Annotated in this window: 14 protein-coding genes and 2 rRNA genes; 1 reads left to right on the forward strand and 15 read right to left on the reverse strand. The window is 68.8% G+C overall.

Features of this window, described 5'->3' with window-relative positions; translation table 11 throughout:
• Both LK10_RS00685 and LK10_RS00690 read right to left on the reverse strand, forming a co-directional pair.
• A partial coding sequence (locus tag LK10_RS00685) for an SDR family NAD(P)-dependent oxidoreductase (RefSeq protein WP_043119347.1) occupies positions 1-479 on the reverse strand: 479 nt, incomplete at its 3' end.
• Positions 480-535: 56 nt separating this feature from the next.
• Entirely contained in the window at positions 536-1,492 is a 957-nt protein-coding gene (locus LK10_RS00690; RefSeq protein WP_043119339.1) for an aldose 1-epimerase family protein, read from the reverse strand.
• A gap of 156 nt (positions 1,493-1,648) precedes the next feature.
• Between LK10_RS00690 and LK10_RS00695 the strand changes: the two genes are divergently transcribed.
• Positions 1,649-3,415: a glycoside hydrolase family 15 protein gene (locus LK10_RS00695; protein ID WP_043119340.1), complete on the forward strand. Its 1,767-nt coding sequence runs from the start codon at positions 1,649-1,651 to the stop codon at positions 3,413-3,415.
• A gap of 7 nt (positions 3,416-3,422) precedes the next feature.
• Here the strand turns inward: LK10_RS00695 and LK10_RS00700 are convergent, their stop codons facing one another.
• From LK10_RS00700 to LK10_RS22125, 13 genes are all read right to left on the reverse strand, one after another.
• Entirely contained in the window at positions 3,423-3,941 is a 519-nt protein-coding gene (locus LK10_RS00700) for an 8-oxo-dGTP diphosphatase (protein WP_331377421.1), read from the reverse strand.
• Complete coding sequence (gene xerD, locus LK10_RS00705) at positions 3,941-4,876, reverse strand: site-specific tyrosine recombinase XerD (RefSeq protein WP_043119341.1); 936 nt, start codon at positions 4,874-4,876, stop codon at positions 3,941-3,943. Before xerD ends, LK10_RS00700 begins: the two co-directional genes overlap by 1 nt.
• Entirely contained in the window at positions 4,876-5,526 is a 651-nt protein-coding gene (locus tag LK10_RS00710; protein ID WP_043119343.1) for an NUDIX domain-containing protein, read from the reverse strand. The genes xerD and LK10_RS00710 overlap by 1 nt, the downstream gene beginning before the upstream one ends.
• 7 nt (positions 5,527-5,533) lie before the next feature.
• Positions 5,534-7,285, reverse strand: a complete 1,752-nt coding sequence (locus LK10_RS00715; protein ID WP_043119345.1) for a CTP synthase — start codon at positions 7,283-7,285, stop codon at positions 5,534-5,536.
• Positions 7,282-9,096 carry a DNA repair protein RecN gene (gene recN / locus LK10_RS00720; protein ID WP_081998178.1) on the reverse strand — a complete coding sequence of 605 codons (1,815 nt, stop codon included), beginning with the start codon at positions 9,094-9,096 and terminating at the stop codon, positions 7,282-7,284. The genes LK10_RS00715 and recN overlap by 4 nt, the downstream gene beginning before the upstream one ends.
• Complete coding sequence (locus LK10_RS00725; protein WP_052206798.1) at positions 9,093-10,100, reverse strand: NAD kinase; 1,008 nt, start codon at positions 10,098-10,100, stop codon at positions 9,093-9,095. Before LK10_RS00725 ends, recN begins: the two co-directional genes overlap by 4 nt.
• On the reverse strand, positions 10,097-10,987 hold the full coding sequence (locus tag LK10_RS00730) for a TlyA family RNA methyltransferase (RefSeq protein ID WP_081998179.1): 891 nt from the start codon (positions 10,985-10,987) through the stop codon (positions 10,097-10,099). The genes LK10_RS00725 and LK10_RS00730 overlap by 4 nt, the downstream gene beginning before the upstream one ends.
• A 3-nt stretch (positions 10,988-10,990) precedes the next feature.
• Positions 10,991-11,137: a hypothetical protein gene (locus LK10_RS21610; protein ID WP_156143969.1), complete on the reverse strand. Its 147-nt coding sequence runs from the start codon at positions 11,135-11,137 to the stop codon at positions 10,991-10,993.
• A gap of 18 nt (positions 11,138-11,155) precedes the next feature.
• On the reverse strand, positions 11,156-12,157 hold the full coding sequence (locus tag LK10_RS00735; RefSeq protein WP_043119346.1) for an HAD-IIA family hydrolase: 1,002 nt from the start codon (positions 12,155-12,157) through the stop codon (positions 11,156-11,158).
• Complete coding sequence (locus LK10_RS22480) at positions 12,158-12,988, reverse strand: hypothetical protein (protein WP_231567535.1); 831 nt, start codon at positions 12,986-12,988, stop codon at positions 12,158-12,160.
• Complete coding sequence (locus LK10_RS22485) at positions 12,988-14,154, reverse strand: hypothetical protein (RefSeq protein ID WP_231567536.1); 1,167 nt, start codon at positions 14,152-14,154, stop codon at positions 12,988-12,990. The genes LK10_RS22480 and LK10_RS22485 overlap by 1 nt, the downstream gene beginning before the upstream one ends.
• Positions 14,155-14,612: 458 nt before the next feature.
• A 5S ribosomal RNA gene (rrf, locus tag LK10_RS00745) occupies positions 14,613-14,729 on the reverse strand.
• A gap of 208 nt (positions 14,730-14,937) precedes the next feature.
• Positions 14,938-15,047, reverse strand: a 23S ribosomal RNA gene (locus tag LK10_RS22125); the annotation flags it as partial.

Raw genomic sequence — 15,047 nt, forward strand, 5'->3', positions numbered from 1 at the left:
GCGTGCTTGGCACCGCAGTACGCCGTCTGCAGCGGGATCCCCCGGTAGGCCAGCGCCGAGCCGACCTGGACGATCGTGCCCCTGCCCCTGGGCCGCATCCGCTTCAGGGCCGACATCGTCCCGTACACGAAGCCCAGGTAGCTGACCTCCGTGACCCGCTTGTACTCCTCCGGCTTGATCTCGTCGAAACGGGAGAAGACCGAGGTGAACGCCACATTCACCCACACATCGATCGGGCCCAGCTCACGCTCGACCCGCTCCGCCGCGGCGTCGACCGCCTCGGCGTCCGCGACGTCGACCGGGACCACCAGCGCCTTCCCCCCAGCCGCCTCGACCTCCGCCGCCGCCCCCGCAAGGCCCGCCTCGCCCCGCGCAAGCAGAGCCACGGCATCGCCCTCCCTCCCGAAGGCCACAGCCGAGGCCCGACCGATCCCTCCACTCGCACCGGTCACCACGACCACCCGACGTCCAGTTCCCATCTGGTGTTCTCCTTCGACATTCATTGCGTGCCTACAACTGCTAACGCCTGTAACTGCTAGCGCCTGCTCTTCGGCTCAATACCCCAGATGCCCGTGTGCGACTCCCCCGGGGCGAGGGTGATGAGACCTTCTCCCGAATTGAAGGCGTCGGGGGCGCACGTCATGGGTTCAACTCCGAGACCGGTACGACGGCGGTCCTCCTGCGGGAGGGTGTCCCCGGTGAAGATCTCAAAATAGGGGTAGGCCTCGTTGGACCAGAGGGCCACAGCCGGGGACCCGTCGGGATGTGCGAGATGAACACGCGCGCGCCCGTCGTCGTCCCGTTCGAGCTCGGTGTAGGTGACGTCGATCTGGCGGTCGCCGAGGGCTTGCATTTCGCGGAGGTCGTACGAGGTCCCCTCCACGTTCCGTCGTCCGGTCGGGATGCCCTCTTTGTCAACGGGGAGGTACACGGAACCCGGAACGCGGGCCAAGGCCGCGTCGATGTGCGGCGTGCCGACGGTCAGGTACGGGTGCGCTCCCGTCCCGTAGGGGCAGGGGGTGCTGCTCCGGTTGATGGCTGTGGTCCGCACGCTCAGCCCGTCCTCGTCCAACCTGTACTCGAGATGGCATTCGAGGACCCACGGCCACCCCTGGCACGCGTGCTGGGTGTGAACCAGGGCGATGCTGCTCTCCGAGCTATGCTCGACCGCCCAGTTCGCCCATCGGGTCAGACCGTGGATCGCTCCGCCCTTCTCCGGCTCGCTCAGATCGAGCTGCTCAGTCTGCCCCTCCCACACGTAACGGCCGTGGCGTATCCGGTTCGGCCACGGGATGAGAGATTGGCCGCGAGCACCCGTGCACATCTCGTCCTGCGCATAGCCGTCCAGGAGATCCTTGCCGTCGACTCGGTAGCGGCGCAGCGCTGCGCCGACTTCCGTGATCAAGGCTGACTGGTCCCCATGGGAGATCGTGAACTGCCGCCCAGACGGCGGCCAGCCAGCGTCAGGCGTCGCAGCTTCCCCAGCATCCATAGCACCGCTCTCTCTCGTCAGTTGTCCGGCTAGTCACTTGTCCGGCTCGTCAGTTATCCGGCTCGGCGGCCTCGGCCGCCCGCAATGGTTGCGTACCCGCAAGGGAGGCTCCCAAACGCGGTTGCGCCTACGCAATCAATTCCCTACTGTTGCGGCATGGCCGACGCCGACGAGTTCCCGCCGCATGTCCTCCGCGAGTACGCAATGCTCGCCGATGGGGCACGCGCTGCCCTTCTCGGGCCCCGCGGCGACATCTCATGGATGTGTGTGCCCAAGTGGCACGACGGAGCGATCTTCTCCACCCTCCTCGGAGGCCGCGGCTGCTTCGCGGTCACTCCGACTGACCACCGCTTCGTGTGGGGCGGTCAGTATGAGGACGGGACTCTCATCTGGGTCAGCCGTTGGATCACGAGCACCGGGATCATCGAGTGCCGTGAAGCCCTCGCGTATCCAGGTGAGCCTCACCGGGCGATCCTGCTCCGGCGGATCAGAGCTGCCCAAGGACCCGCTGAGGTCGAAGTCCGGCTCGATGTACGTGCCGAATACGGCCACCATGCCATGAACCGGATGCGCGAGGAGGACGGGGTGTGGACAGCCCGCAGCGGTCCGCTCCGGATCCGGCTCTCGGGCGCCGTGGAAGCGAAGGTGGCCGACGGCGAGATAAGCTTCCTGGTCCGGCTCCCGGAGGGCCGCCACCACGACATCGTGCTCGAGGTCTCCGACGAGGAGCTCCCCAGCCAACCGGTCAATCCTGATGAGACGTGGAGTGCCACCGAGCACGGGTGGCATCGCGAGGTGCCGCAGTTCGACAACACGATCGCGCCCGACGACGCAAGGCAGTCTTACGCGGTGCTGCGTGGGATGACATGGGCCGGAGGGTCGATGGTCGCGGCGGCGACGATGGGGCTCCCCGAACGTGCTGAGCAGAAGCGCAACTACGATTACCGCTACGCGTGGATCCGTGACCAGTGCTTCACGGGAGTCGCGGTCGCTTCGTGCAAGGAATTCCCCCTCCTGGACGACGCGGTCCGCTTCGTCGCCGCACGGCTGCTTGAGGACGGGCCTCAGATGCGGCCCGCCTATACCGTGGGCGGCGGCCGGGTGCCCGACGAGCACGACGTCGGCCTGCCGGGCTACCCTGGCGGCTCCGGAAAGGCGGGCAACTGGGTCAACGGGCAGTTCCAGCTCGACGCGTTCGGCGAGGCGCTCCTCCTCTTCGCGGCTGCTGCCGAGAACGACCGCCTCGATCTCGAACAATGGAAGGCAGCGGAGATTGCCGCCGACGCCATCGCCAAGCGGCACGGCGACCCCGATGCCGGCATGTGGGAGCTCGAGGACAAGCGGTGGGCCCATTCACGACTCATCTGCGCTGCAGGCCTGCGCGCGATCGGGCGGCAGGCGCCTGCTCGCCAAGGAGCGCTCTGGTCGGCCCAAGCAGATGAGCTGATCGCCGACGTGACAAAGGAATGCCTCCATCCGAGCGGGCGCTGGCAGCGCGCGCCCGACGACCCGCGAGTCGATGCTGCGCTCCTTCGCCCCGTCCTCCGGGGTGCCGTGGCACCCGAGGACCCCCGCTCGGTCGCGACCCTCGCCGCGATCCGCGAAGACTTGGCTCGGAAGGGCTATCTTTACCGCTTCAGTCAGGACGAGCGGCCACTCGACCAGTCCGAGGGCGCGTTCCTCCTGTGCGGCTTCGACCTCGCGATGGCGCTGCATCAGAGCGACCAGCCGCTTGAGGCTGCCCGCTGGTTCGAGCGGAACCGCGCCGCATGCGGCTCTCCCGGCCTTTTCACAGAGGAGTACGACGTCGAGCAGCGCCAATTGCGGGGCAACTTCCCCCAGGCGTTCGTGCACGCCGCGATGCTGGAGTCGTCACGGCGGCTTGCGAACGAGGCTCCGCCGTGGGGTGGGCTCCAGACTTGAGACCGGACTAATCGGCGCCTGAGCCTTTCACATGCGTGCCCTTCACATGCGTGTCCTTCACGCTGAACTTCGCCACGGTCTCGTTGTCTTCAGCCATGATGACGAGGAAATCGGACGCTACCCCTGAGAGGACGACGGGCAGCCAATGGTCTGCGTCCTGCCACATGTCGGTCAGCGGGAGCGCACTGGCCGGGTACCAAGCAGGCACGATCTCCTCAGTCTCCACGATCTTGCCCGTCCACCGTGTGCAGGTGAACATAGAACACTCCATGTCCCATTCGGGCCGAGCAGGAAAGCGGAATTCCACCGTCCCGGCGGGCCGCATCGCACCCTCCACGAGGGTCACGCCTGCCTCCTCGAAAAGCTCACGCGCAGCGGCCTCAGCCGCGGTCTCCCCCGGCTCGAGGTGCCCGCCGAGGCCGACGATCTTCCCGAGGCCGAAGCCACGCTTCTTGCGGCCCAACAGCACCTCCGGTCCGTCAGTCGCGGCCCGGAGGAGAAAGCAGAGCGCGACTCGGGCAGCCATCAACCGCGCGCCCGAGGGTGGGCGGCCGCGTACACCTCACGGAGCGTGTCAGCGGTGACGAGCGTGTAGACCTGGGTTGTCGTGACGGACGCGTGGCCGAGCAGTTCCTGGACGACCCTCACGTCGGCGCCCCCTTCGAGGAGGTGCGTCGCGAAGGAGTGCCGCAGAGTGTGGGGCGAGACATCCCGGTCGATCTTCGCGCGCTCGGCGGCATCCTTCAGGATCGTCCACGCGCTCTGGCGGCTCAACCGACCACCGCGTGCATTGAGGAAGAGCCCGGGCGTACCGCTCCCTTTGGCTGCGAGGACGGGTCGCGCGCGGACGAGGTAGTCGTCAACGGCGCGTGCACCGAACGAACCGAGCGGAACGAGACGCGCCTTCGAGCCCTTTCCGAAGAGCCTGACAATTGAGGGGCCGCCGTCGGTCTCGCCGTCCAGACGAACGTCGTCGACGTCGAGGCCGACGGCCTCGCTGATCCGGGCACCGGTGGAATACAGGAACTCGAGGAGGGCACGGTCACGAAGGCCCGTGGGCGTGTCCATCGAGACCGCCTCGAGGATGCGGGCGACGTCGTCCACGGGGATCGCCTTCGGCAGCCGCTGCCCCGGAAGCGGCGGGTGGACGTCCGCGGCGGGATCCCCCGCCGTCGTGCCCTCGAGCGCCCAGAAGCGGTGGAGGCCCCGGACGGCGACCACCGTCCTGGCCGCGGACCGCACGCCCAACGCCGTGCCGCCGTCGGCCCCGTCCCGCAGCGCCTCCGCGAAGCGAGCAACGTGCTGGCGCGTTATGTGCTCGGGGGCCGCGATGCCCTGAGTGCCGAGATAGTCGAGATAGCGCCGGAGATCTCGCCGATAGGCCGCGAGCGTGTTGGCGGCGAGGCCCCGTTCGACTGAGAGGTGGCGCAGGTAGTCGTCGACGCCGGTCGCGAGGTCCATCACCGCTGGGCCGGGTGCGCCGGCCAAGGAGCATCGCCCGGCCGGAGCCCGGCAAAGCCGGAGCGGCTCGCGGCGTGCGCCGCAAGGATTCCGACGACGGCGCTCGGGTTGTGGAGGCGCCCATCGAGAACGGCGGCAACTGCTTCGTCGAGGTCGACCCACGCGAACTCGATCTCTGCTTCCTCCGCTGTGCGCACGTGACGATCGGGCTCCGGGACGTCCTGGAGTCCACGTGCGAGATAGACGCGGATGGCTTCGCTGGAGGAACCGGGCGAGTTGAAGACGTCAGCGAGGATGTGCCACTCGGCGGCCGTGAGATCAGCCTCCTCGGCGAGTTCACGCGCTGCCGCGGCAAGATTCGCCTCGCCGTCGACGTCCAGGAGACCCGCAGGAATCTCCCACAGCAGCATCCCAACCGGGTGCCGGTACTGGCGGAGCAGGAGAATCCGGCCCTCCTCGTCCATCGGCAGAATAGCGACCGCACCGGGGTGGTCGATGAATTCGCGCCGGAGCGGCTCTGAGCCCTCTGCAAGCTCGAAGGTGTCCGAGCGGACGTCCCAGATCTTGCCGTGGAAGACAGCTTCCGAGGCGAGCACGCGCCGCGGACTCAGCGCATCCTCGATGTGCGGCCGCGGCGCGTGCGTCGTCACGGCTGGCCTACTCGGCCTTGGCGGCCTGGGCCGCCTTCGCGTGACGGTCGGCCTTCTTAGGCTCAGCCTTGGCCGCCGAGCGGCGGTCAAGCGCAGCCCTTACGAGCCCAACGAAGAGGGGGTGCGGTCGCGTTGGCCGCGAGCCGAGCTCGGGGTGGGCCTGCGTCGCGACGTAGTACGGGTGAGCGTCGCGCGGCAGCTCGACAAACTCCACGAGCTTTCCGTCCGGGGATGTCCCCGAGAACACAAGACCCGCGTCCGCAAGCTGGGCACGGTAAGCGTTGTTGACCTCGTACCGGTGGCGGTGGCGCTCCGAGACCTTCGTCGAGCCGTAGGCCTCCGCGACGACCGAGCCCTCGTCGAGGACCGCATCGTAGAGTCCGAGGCGCATGGTGCCGCCCATGTCGCCCTTGCCCTCGACGATCTCGAGCTGTTCCGCCATGGTGGCGATGACCGGATGCTTCGAGTCAGGCTCGAACTCGGTCGAGGAGGCGTCCTCGAGGCCCACGACCTTGCGCGCGTACTCGATGACCATGCACTGAAGCCCGAGGCACAGCCCCAGGGTCGGCAGGCCACGCTCACGTGCAAAGGTCAGGGCGCCGAGCTTGCCTTCGAGCCCGCGGATGCCGAACCCGCCGGGCACGACGATGGCGTCGACCCCCGCGAGGGAGCGTTCCGCGCCCGACGGCGTCTGGCACTCGTCCGAGGCGACCCAGCGGATGTTGACCTTCGTATCGTTGGCGAAACCGCCGGCGCGAAGCGCCTCGGTCACCGAGAGGTAGGCATCCGGAAGGTCGATGTACTTGCCGACGAGGGCGATGTCGACCTCATGGGCAGGCTCGTGGACGGCCTTCAGGAGGCGATCCCACTTGGTCCAGTCGACGTCCTTGAACGGGAGGTCGAGCGCGCGGACGATGTACGAGTCGAGGCCCTGAGCGTGGATGACCTTGGGGATGTCGTAGATGCTCGGCGCATCAGGGCAGTTGACGACGGCGTCTGTGTCGACGTCGCACATGCGCCCGATCTTGTCCCGCATCGCATCGGGGATCTGGCGATCCGAGCGGACCACGATCGCCTCGGGCTGGATGCCGATGGAGCGGAGGGCCGCTACCGAGTGCTGGGTCGGCTTGGTCTTGAGCTCCTGTGAAGGCCCGATGTACGGGACGAGCGAGACGTGGAGGAAGAACACATTCCCGCGACCGATGTCCTGGCGAACCTGGCGTGCAGCCTCGAGGAACGGCTGCGACTCGATGTCGCCAACGGTGCCGCCGATCTCCGTGATGATGACGTCGGGCGCGTCGGGGCCCTCGGCAGGCAGCCGCATGCGGCGCTTGATCTCGTCGGTGATGTGCGGGATGACCTGAACGGTGTCCCCGAGGTATTCGCCGCGGCGCTCCTTGGCGATGACGGCAGAGTAGATCTGGCCCGTCGTGACGTTCGCGGAACCGTCGAGCGACTCGTCGAGGAAGCGTTCGTAGTGCCCGATGTCGAGGTCCGTCTCGGCCCCGTCGTCGGTCACGAAGACCTCGCCATGCTGGAACGGGTTCATTGTCCCCGGGTCCACGTTGAGGTACGGATCGAGCTTCTGCATCGTCACGGAGAGGCCGCGGCCTCGCAGGAGGTGCCCGAGGCTCGACGCCGTCAGACCCTTCCCGAGCGAAGAGGCCACGCCTCCGGTCACGAAGATCTGCTTGGTCGTCTTGTCGGCGTCTGAAAAGCGGGAATGAGAGCGATGCACCACGGAATTCGAGCTTATCATCTCTTCCCCGCGCGGACCCGGCCCCCGCGGCGCGGCGCGCCGGACTTCCCAACGGGGTCTGGATTTGGCTCCCGGTCGCTTTGCGCGTCGTCGAGGAGCTCCTGGGCGTGCGCGCGCGCGGAGGCAGAGTCCTCCTGGCCGGCGAGCATGCGGGCGAGCTCGACGACGCGTTCATCCTCCCCGAGGAGCGCGACATCGCTCGAGGTGAAGCCCGCGACCCCCGCGCTCGGGTCTACGGAATCCCCCGCGCGAACCGAGGTCTTGGTCACCCGGATATGGCGGTCCGCGAACGCGGCAACCTGCGGAAGGTGCGTCACCACGAGCACTTGGACGTGCCGCGCGAGCATCGCAAGGCGCCTGCCGATTTCCACGGCCGCGCGACCGCCGACGCCGGCGTCGACCTCGTCGAAGACGAACGTCGGCACAGGGTCCACGGCAGCGAGGACAACCTCGATCGCGAGCATGACCCGGGAGAGCTCTCCACCCGAAGCGCCCTTCCCCAGCGCACGCGCGGGTGCACCCGCGTGGGGCTGCAGGAGGATCGCGACCTCATCCGAGCCAAGCGGCCCGAGGTCCTGCGTCTCCTCGACGGAAACCTGCAGAGTCGCGTCAGGCATGGCGAGGGCTGTGAGCTCCGCGCTGACTCGCTCGGCGAGCTCAGCCGCGGCGTCGCGACGGCGGCTCGTAAGCTCCCCGGCGAGGACGCGGAGTTTCTCCTCGTCGCGCGCGACCTGCTCGGTCAGCACGTCAATCCGGCCGCTGTCGTCCTGAAGCTCGTACAGTCGCTTCTGGCCCGCCTCGGCCCAGGCGATCACCTCGTCGACGCTCGGCGCGTACTTTCGAACGAGCCCACCCAGCGCAGCCCTTCGTTCCTCGACTTCGGCCAGACGCTGTGGGCCCTCGGCATCGAGCGAGGCGCCGTAGCTTGCTAGTTCCCTTGCGATGTCCGCCAAGACGTAGCCGACATCGGCGAGCCGCTCTGCGGCAGCCGCAAGCGCTTGGTCGTGCTCCGAGACCTGGTCGAGGGCGCGCTTGGCGGCGTCGACCAACGTCGTGGCGTCCCCTGCCTCGCCGAAGTCCTCGGCGACGAGCGCCTCGTGCGCCTGCTGGGCTGCGAGGCGCAGCCCCTCGAGATTGGAGAGCCGCTGCGACTCGGCTTTGAGCGCATCATCCTCTCCAGGCTGGGGCTCGACGCTCGCGATCTCCTCAAGGGCCTGCTCGAGGGACTCCGCCTCGCGAATACGCTCTCTGGAAGCCGAAATGAGTTCGCTGAGTTCGCGCTGCGCTCCGACCCACCGCGCGTACAGCCCCGCGTATTCGGCGAGCCGCCCTGCGAACTCCTCGCCTGCGAAGCGGTCCAGCGCCTCCCGCTGGGCTCCCGCACTCTTGAGGCGGAGCTGCTCGGACTGCCCATGGATCACGACGAGCTGCTCGCCGACCTCGGCGAGCGCACCCACCGGCGCGCTGCGCCCGCCAAGATGCGCCCGGCTCCGTCCGTCCGCGCCCACGGTGCGGGCCACGATCAGTTCAGCGGCGCCGTCGTGCTCTTCGACGTCCGCGCCCGCCTCGAGCGCGCGTTCGACGGCGGCGTGGCCCGGCTCGAGCCGCACACTAGCCTCCGCGAGCGCCGACTTCGCACCGACGCGCACGGCCCCGGCATCGGAGCGTCCGCCCAGTAGCAGGCCGAGCGCGGTGACCACCATGGTCTTGCCTGCGCCGGTCTCTCCCGTGACCACGCTCAACCCTGGCCCAAGCGGCAGCGTCGCATCAGCAATGACGCCGAGGTCGCGGATGCGGAGTTCCTCGATCACTCGTCGCTCTCCTTTCGCGTCTCCGCCCACCGGGGGGTCAGGCTCTTCCCGCTCCATGGCTGCGGGGGCACTTCCTTGACTTGGCCTCCGTTGGTCCCGAGCGGTGCGGGGCCGCGCCATCCGTGGATGGGCAGCTCGAACTTCCGGACGAGCCGAGCCGAGAACGGCGTCGCACTGATCCGTGCTAGCTGCACGGGCTGGGCCGAGCGAGTGACTTCAACCCGGGCCCCGGGCGGAAGGTCCACCGAACGGCGGCCATCACACCAGAGGACACCTTGGGCGTCCGTGCGCGTGAGAATCTCGACCGCGAGCCGCGAATGCGGCGATACGACAAGCGGGCGCGCGAACAGGGCATGCGCGCTGATAGGGGCGATCAACAGTGCCTCGACCTCGGGCCACACCACGGGTCCGCCTGCCGAGAACGCGTAGGCCGTGCTCCCCGTCGGCGTCGCGAGCACGATTCCGTCGCAGCCGTAGGACGTGAGCGGCTTGCCGTCGACCTCGGTCACGATCTCGATCATCCGCTCACGGCTTGCCTTCTCGATGGCAGCCTCGTTGAGGGCCCAGCTGTGCGCTACCTTGCGCCCCTGGATCCAGACCGTGACGTCGATCGTCATGCGTTCCTCGACTGAGTAGCTGCGGCTCGCTACCCACTGGACCGTCTGGGCCAGGTCCGCGCGCTCGCTCTCCGCGAGGAAGCCCACGTGGCCGAGGTTGACGCCGAGCAGGGGCACGTCGATCCCCCGGACAAGCTCGGCCGCACGCAGGATCGTGCCATCTCCGCCGAGCACCATGACGAGTTCGACGTCGGCGAGTGCAACGTCTGTCTCCAGGATCTCGGTGGGATGGTCGAGGCTCCCGAAGTGCGATTCGAGGTCCTTCTGCTGCTGGGCCGTCATGACGGGCACAAGGCCGGATCCGTGGAGCTGGGCGCACGCCTCGCGTGCCGCGATCATCGATTCCTCGCGGCCCGTGTGGGCTAGGACAAGCACGCGTCGGTTCATCGGGTTTCCCTCCCTCGTGCTTCAGACCGGACTGGTTCGGGCCGGGCTGCTTCGGGCCAGGCTGCTTCTGGCCGGGCTGCTTCGGGCCAGACAGGCGCGAGAAGCTCATCGACGCCCCTGCCCGTCTCGTGGCGGCCTGCCGTCCCCTCGGGAAGCGGCCTCGTCAGCCACAGGAAGTATTCCACGTTGCCGTCTTGGCCAGGCAGGGGGCTCTCCGCGAGCCCCCGAAGGAGGAGCCCGGCGTCGAGCGCGGCGCGCGCGACCCCGGCGACGGCACGCTGCCGTTCCATCGAGGAACGCACGACGCCGGTCTTGGCGAGACGCTCCCTGCCCACCTCGAACTGGGGCTTGACCATGAGCAGAAGATCACCTCCCGGCGCCGTGGCGGCACCAAGCGGGCCGACGACGAGGGTAAGGGAGATGAACGAGAGATCGGCCACAGTGAGCTGGACTGGCCCCCCGATGCTCTCCGGCACGAGGTTGCGGACATTGAGCCCCTCGTAGACGTCGACGCGCGGGTCCGCACGGAGGCGCTCCACGAGCTGCCCGTGCCCCACGTCCACGGCGACGACCCGCGCGGCCCCCGATTCGAGCAGGACGTCGGTGAAGCCGCCCGTCGAAGCACCGGCGTCGAGGCAGCGGAGCCCCTCGGGCGCGATCTCCGGGAAGCGGGCGAGTGCGCCCGCGAGCTTGCGCCCGGCACGGCTTGCGTAACGGTCGTGCTCGGACGCTTCGATCTCGATCGGTTCGTCGGCGGAAACAGGCTGAGCGGCCTTCGCCGCCATCTGCCCGCCGACCGAGACGTGACCGTCCGCAATGAGCTTGGCTGCATGCGTGCGGGACCGAGCGAGGCCGCGATTCACAAGTTCGAGGTCGAGTCGGGCCACCCGTCAGCCTCCCGGCTCCTCGTCGAGGGCCGCAGCCAAGGCGTCGTGGAACCGCTCGAACGCCTCGGCCCGCTCCGCCCCGCTGAGCGAGCCCGCCTCGTCCAAGAGCGCGAGCGCGCGGTCGACGGCGCCGTGAGGTTCCTCGCTCATGAGGCCCAGCTTATCGGCTCAGGACTCCCACACGAGCTCAGGCACCGTCTCGCGTTCAGCCTCGGGGTGGGCATCCCACCACGCCGCGCACGCAACTCGCCACGCGTCCACGTCCTCCGGGCTGCCCTTCACTCGAACAGACCCACCCTCGACCGTCGCCCTGGAACGCGCGGCCCGCCACCCGCCGTCGGCCGCCTCTGGAGCCGCATAGGGCACGTAGAGATCTGCGAGGGTAGCGAGGATGAACTTCGGGCGCTCGTCCGTACGCGCTGCGAGGATGGTCTCCGTGGTGTCGACACCGGTCAGGACGGCCGCGGTTGCGAACCCCGCACGGTTTCCGCCCAGGATGTCGGTGTCCAGCCTGTCTCCGACCACGACCGGCCGCTGAGCGCCCAGGCGCTCCGCAGCAGTCAGGAACAGGGGCGCCTCGGGCTTGCCCGCCACCAGGGGCTCCTTGCCCGTCGCGGCGCGAACGGCGTTGACGAGGCTCCCGTTGCCGGGGGCGATGCCCCTTGCCTGCGGAATCGTCAGATCCGTGTTCGTTGCTATCCACAGGGCGCCCGAGGCGACCGCGTAGGTGGCCTCTGCGAGGTCGCGCCAGCCGAGGTCCGGGCTGAACCCTTGGATCACCGCGACCGGGTCGTCGTGAGCCGAGCGGACTGGGATCAGACCTCGTGCCTCGACTTCATGTACAAGCGCGGAGCTGCCCGTCACAAGCACGCGTGAGCCGGTGGGAACCTGCCGAGCAAGCAGGTCCGCTCCCGCCTGAGCCGAGCTCACGACGTCCTCATCCGCCGCTGGCGCGCCGAGCTCGCGCAGGTGGGCCGCAACCTCAGCTGTGCTTCGCGACGCATTGTTGGTCACATAGCCGAGACGGACTCCGCGGGGGGCCAAGCCCTGGAGCGCCTCGGGCGCCCCAGGGATCGCATGCGGGCCTGCGTAGACGACCCCATCGAGGTCCGATAGGACGGCGTCGAACGCGTCGATGAACGCTTCGGCCTTGCCGATATCAGGCACCATTCAGGAGTCAGCGCCCCGCTCGCCCTCGTCGAGACCCTCGTTGCCGCCGAACGCGGCGTCCCCGGGAGCCGACTCGTCCGAACCCGCGTCCTCGACACCGGCCTCGAAACCTGACTCGCGCTCCGTAACACCGATCTCGTCCTCTGCGAGCTCTGACTCCTCGTGGGCCGGACCTTCGCCTTCCGAATCGTCGGCGTCCTCCGCCACCGAGGCCTCGTCGGCAGGCCCCTCGTCTGCCGGCACCTCCCCACGGACGTAGTCGTCCTCGGACTCGTCGTCCTCGCCGAAGTCGATGATGTCCGGCTCGGCGAAACTGCCGACGCCCAGCGCGCTCTCCGCAACCCCGATCTGGCGGTACCACTTCGCTGCTTCATCGGCACGGCCCGCGGCTGCAAGCGCATCCGCGTAGGCCTCGAAGAGGCGCGGGCTGAACGAGAAGGCGCGGTTGATGTCGAGCTGCGGGATCTCAAGCTCCGCAACAGCCCCGGCGTAATCCCCGAGGTCTGCACGGGCACCCGAGGCGACGATCGCGAGCTCGACTTTGCCCGCGGCGTCGAGCATGTTGCGTTCCTCGGATTCGGCGAGTTCGAGGGCCTTCTCGGGGCGTCCGAGACCTCGCTCGCAGTCGGCCATATGGGGGAGATGGATGCTCGAGCCGGTGATGCGGCGGAAGGTGCGGAATTCACGCAGCGCGTCGTCGTAGCGCCCTGCCTCGTAAGCCGTCATGCCAACTGCTTCACGTACAGCCCCGATACGCCCACCACGACGGCTCGCCGCGAGGGCGTGCTGGTACGCGAGCTCTGGATCGAAATCGATGAGCCGGCCCGCCATCACGAGGTGTTTTGAGACCCACTCCGCATTGCGGCCCTCGAGGGTGCGCAGCTGCGCAGCCGTCGCTCGGTCCAGCTCCTTGCCCGTAACGTCTGCATCGATTTCCGGTGACCGTTCACGGTCAGGGCGGTTCGAGACCCGCAGATCTGCGGCGTTCGGGTCGCGCCGGAACTCGTTCTCACGTTCGTCACGGCCCTCGCGGCGCTCGAAACGTCCGCGATCCTCATACCGTGGCCTATCACCCTGGCGCGCGCCAAAGCTCGGCCTGCCACCCGCGTTGCGGCCTCCCGTCGAGCGTTCGCCCTGGCGACGGTCCCCGAACGAACGTCGGTTTCCGCTGTCGCGGTCACTGCGATCACGGGAGTCACGGTCGAACCCCGGCCGCTCGCCTCGCTCAGGACGTTCGCCATAGGGACGGCCGTGACCCCGGTCGCCGCGGTCCGGGCGGTCGCCGCGATCCGGGCGGTCGCCGTACGGGCGCCGCTCACCACGATCCGGGCGGTCCCCACGATCCGGGCGCTCGCCGTACGGGCGCCGCTCCCCACGATCGAACCCCGGACGACCACCGCGGTCCGGGCGCTCGCCGCGATCCCCGTACGGGCGCCGCTCGCCACGGTCAAATCCGGGACGACCACCACGGTCGCCAAAGGGGCGCCGCTCACCACGGTCCGGGCGCTCGCCGCGATCCGGGCGGTCGCCGTACGGGCGCCGCTCCCCACGATCGAACCCGGGACGACCACCGCGGTCCGGGCGGTCGCCACGATCCCCGTACGGGCGTCGCTCGCCACGATCGAAGCCCGGACGACCACCACGGTCACCGAACGGACGCCGCTCACCACGATCCGGACGAGCTCCCCGATCACCGTAGGAACCCCGCTCACCGTAGGAACCCCGCTCACCACGATCCGAGCGATCCCCACGATCCGGACGGTCGCCGTACGGGCGCCGCTCACCCCGGTCGAAGCCCGGGCGTCCGCCGCGATCGCCATACGGACGGCGCTCGCCTTGGCCGGCCGGCCTGTACGGGCGGCCCTCGCCCCGATCATCGCGCCTGTCGTCACGACGGTCATCACGGCGATCGCCCCAAGGACGATCTTCCCCGTCCCGTCGCCGATCGCGGAACCCGCGCGGGTTCCCGCCGGAATTGTTCGCGCCCCGGAAAGCACCACCGGAGCGGTCCGAGCCCCGGCCAGAGCCGGACCCGCGGCGCGGGCCGCCGAACCCCCGTCCGCCTTGACCGCGTCCGAAGTCCTCTGCCATGTGGTTCCTTTCCTTGTGCAGGCCCTTATCGCGCTGCAGACAACGCGGCCGAAGGCCGCGCACCGAATGTCCGAAACAAGTCTCAATATGCCCCTCAGAGGGGGGAGACGCTCACGTCTAGTCTAGTTGCAAGTCTCTCCCAGCCCCTCCGACCACCTGACGCCCATGGCTTAAGCCCATGGCTTGGCCGCTTGATTTGCGGCCACCGGCGCCGTTTGGTCCTGCCGTTCGCGTACCCGGAACGGGCAGGGGCGTTCGTTCGCGTACCCGGAACGGGCAGGGGCGTTCGTTCGCGTCCCCGGAAGGGGGCCCTTAAATGGGTCGAGGGCCCCACGGTCGTTGTGGGGCCCTCGGGGGTGGTGTTGTCCGGCGGTGTCCTACTCTCCCACACCCTGGCGGGTGCAGTACCATCGGCGCTGTGGGGCTTAGCTTCCGGGTTCGGGATGGGTCCGGGCGTTTCCCCCACGCTATGGCCGCCGTAACCTTCTCTCCTCGCGACACACCCCGGGTGGGGTGGTGGGGAAGCGTGTGGGGCTGCGGTGTGCGCGGTATTCGCTTGTGCGGTGTTCGGTTGTGGGTGGTGCTGCCCCCCGAGTGGCCGGGGGGTCCCCCGTGGTGGGTGGGGGGTGGTGTTCCGGGGGTTGTTGTCCGGGGACCGTAGAGTGGACGCGGGCAGTGCCTTGTTGTGTGTGTGTGAGGCTGTCGGCCTATTAGTACCGGTCGGCTTCGCAGGTCGTTGGTCCCTGCTTCCACGTCCGGCCTATCAACCCAGTGGTCTGCTGGGGGCCTTCCAGGCTTG

Source organism: Sinomonas humi, assembly GCF_000802235.1.
Taxonomy (GTDB): Bacteria; Actinomycetota; Actinomycetes; order Actinomycetales; family Micrococcaceae; genus Sinomonas; species Sinomonas humi.

What these genes read in the sequence shown, in the direction of transcription:
- LK10_RS00700 (WP_331377421.1), bottom strand. Translation starts at nt 3,941, where the DNA reads ATGGCTGCCCGAGTCGCGCTCTGCTTTCTCCTCCGGGCCGCGACTGAC.
- LK10_RS00725 (WP_052206798.1), bottom strand. Translation starts at nt 10,100, where the DNA reads ATGAACCGACGCGTGCTTGTCCTAGCCCACACGGGCCGCGAGGAATCG.
- LK10_RS00735 (WP_043119346.1), bottom strand. Translation starts at nt 12,157, where the DNA reads ATGGTGCCTGATATCGGCAAGGCCGAAGCGTTCATCGACGCGTTCGAC.
- LK10_RS00690 (WP_043119339.1), bottom strand. Translation starts at nt 1,492, where the DNA reads ATGGATGCTGGGGAAGCTGCGACGCCTGACGCTGGCTGGCCGCCGTCT.
- xerD (WP_043119341.1), bottom strand. Translation starts at nt 4,876, where the DNA reads ATGGACCTCGCGACCGGCGTCGACGACTACCTGCGCCACCTCTCAGTC.
- LK10_RS00715 (WP_043119345.1), bottom strand. Translation starts at nt 7,285, where the DNA reads ATGATAAGCTCGAATTCCGTGGTGCATCGCTCTCATTCCCGCTTTTCA.
- LK10_RS00695 (WP_043119340.1), top strand. Translation starts at nt 1,649, where the DNA reads ATGGCCGACGCCGACGAGTTCCCGCCGCATGTCCTCCGCGAGTACGCA.
- LK10_RS22480 (WP_231567535.1), bottom strand. Translation starts at nt 12,988, where the DNA reads ATGGCGGGCCGGCTCATCGATTTCGATCCAGAGCTCGCGTACCAGCAC.
- LK10_RS21610 (WP_156143969.1), bottom strand. Translation starts at nt 11,137, where the DNA reads ATGAGCGAGGAACCTCACGGCGCCGTCGACCGCGCGCTCGCGCTCTTG.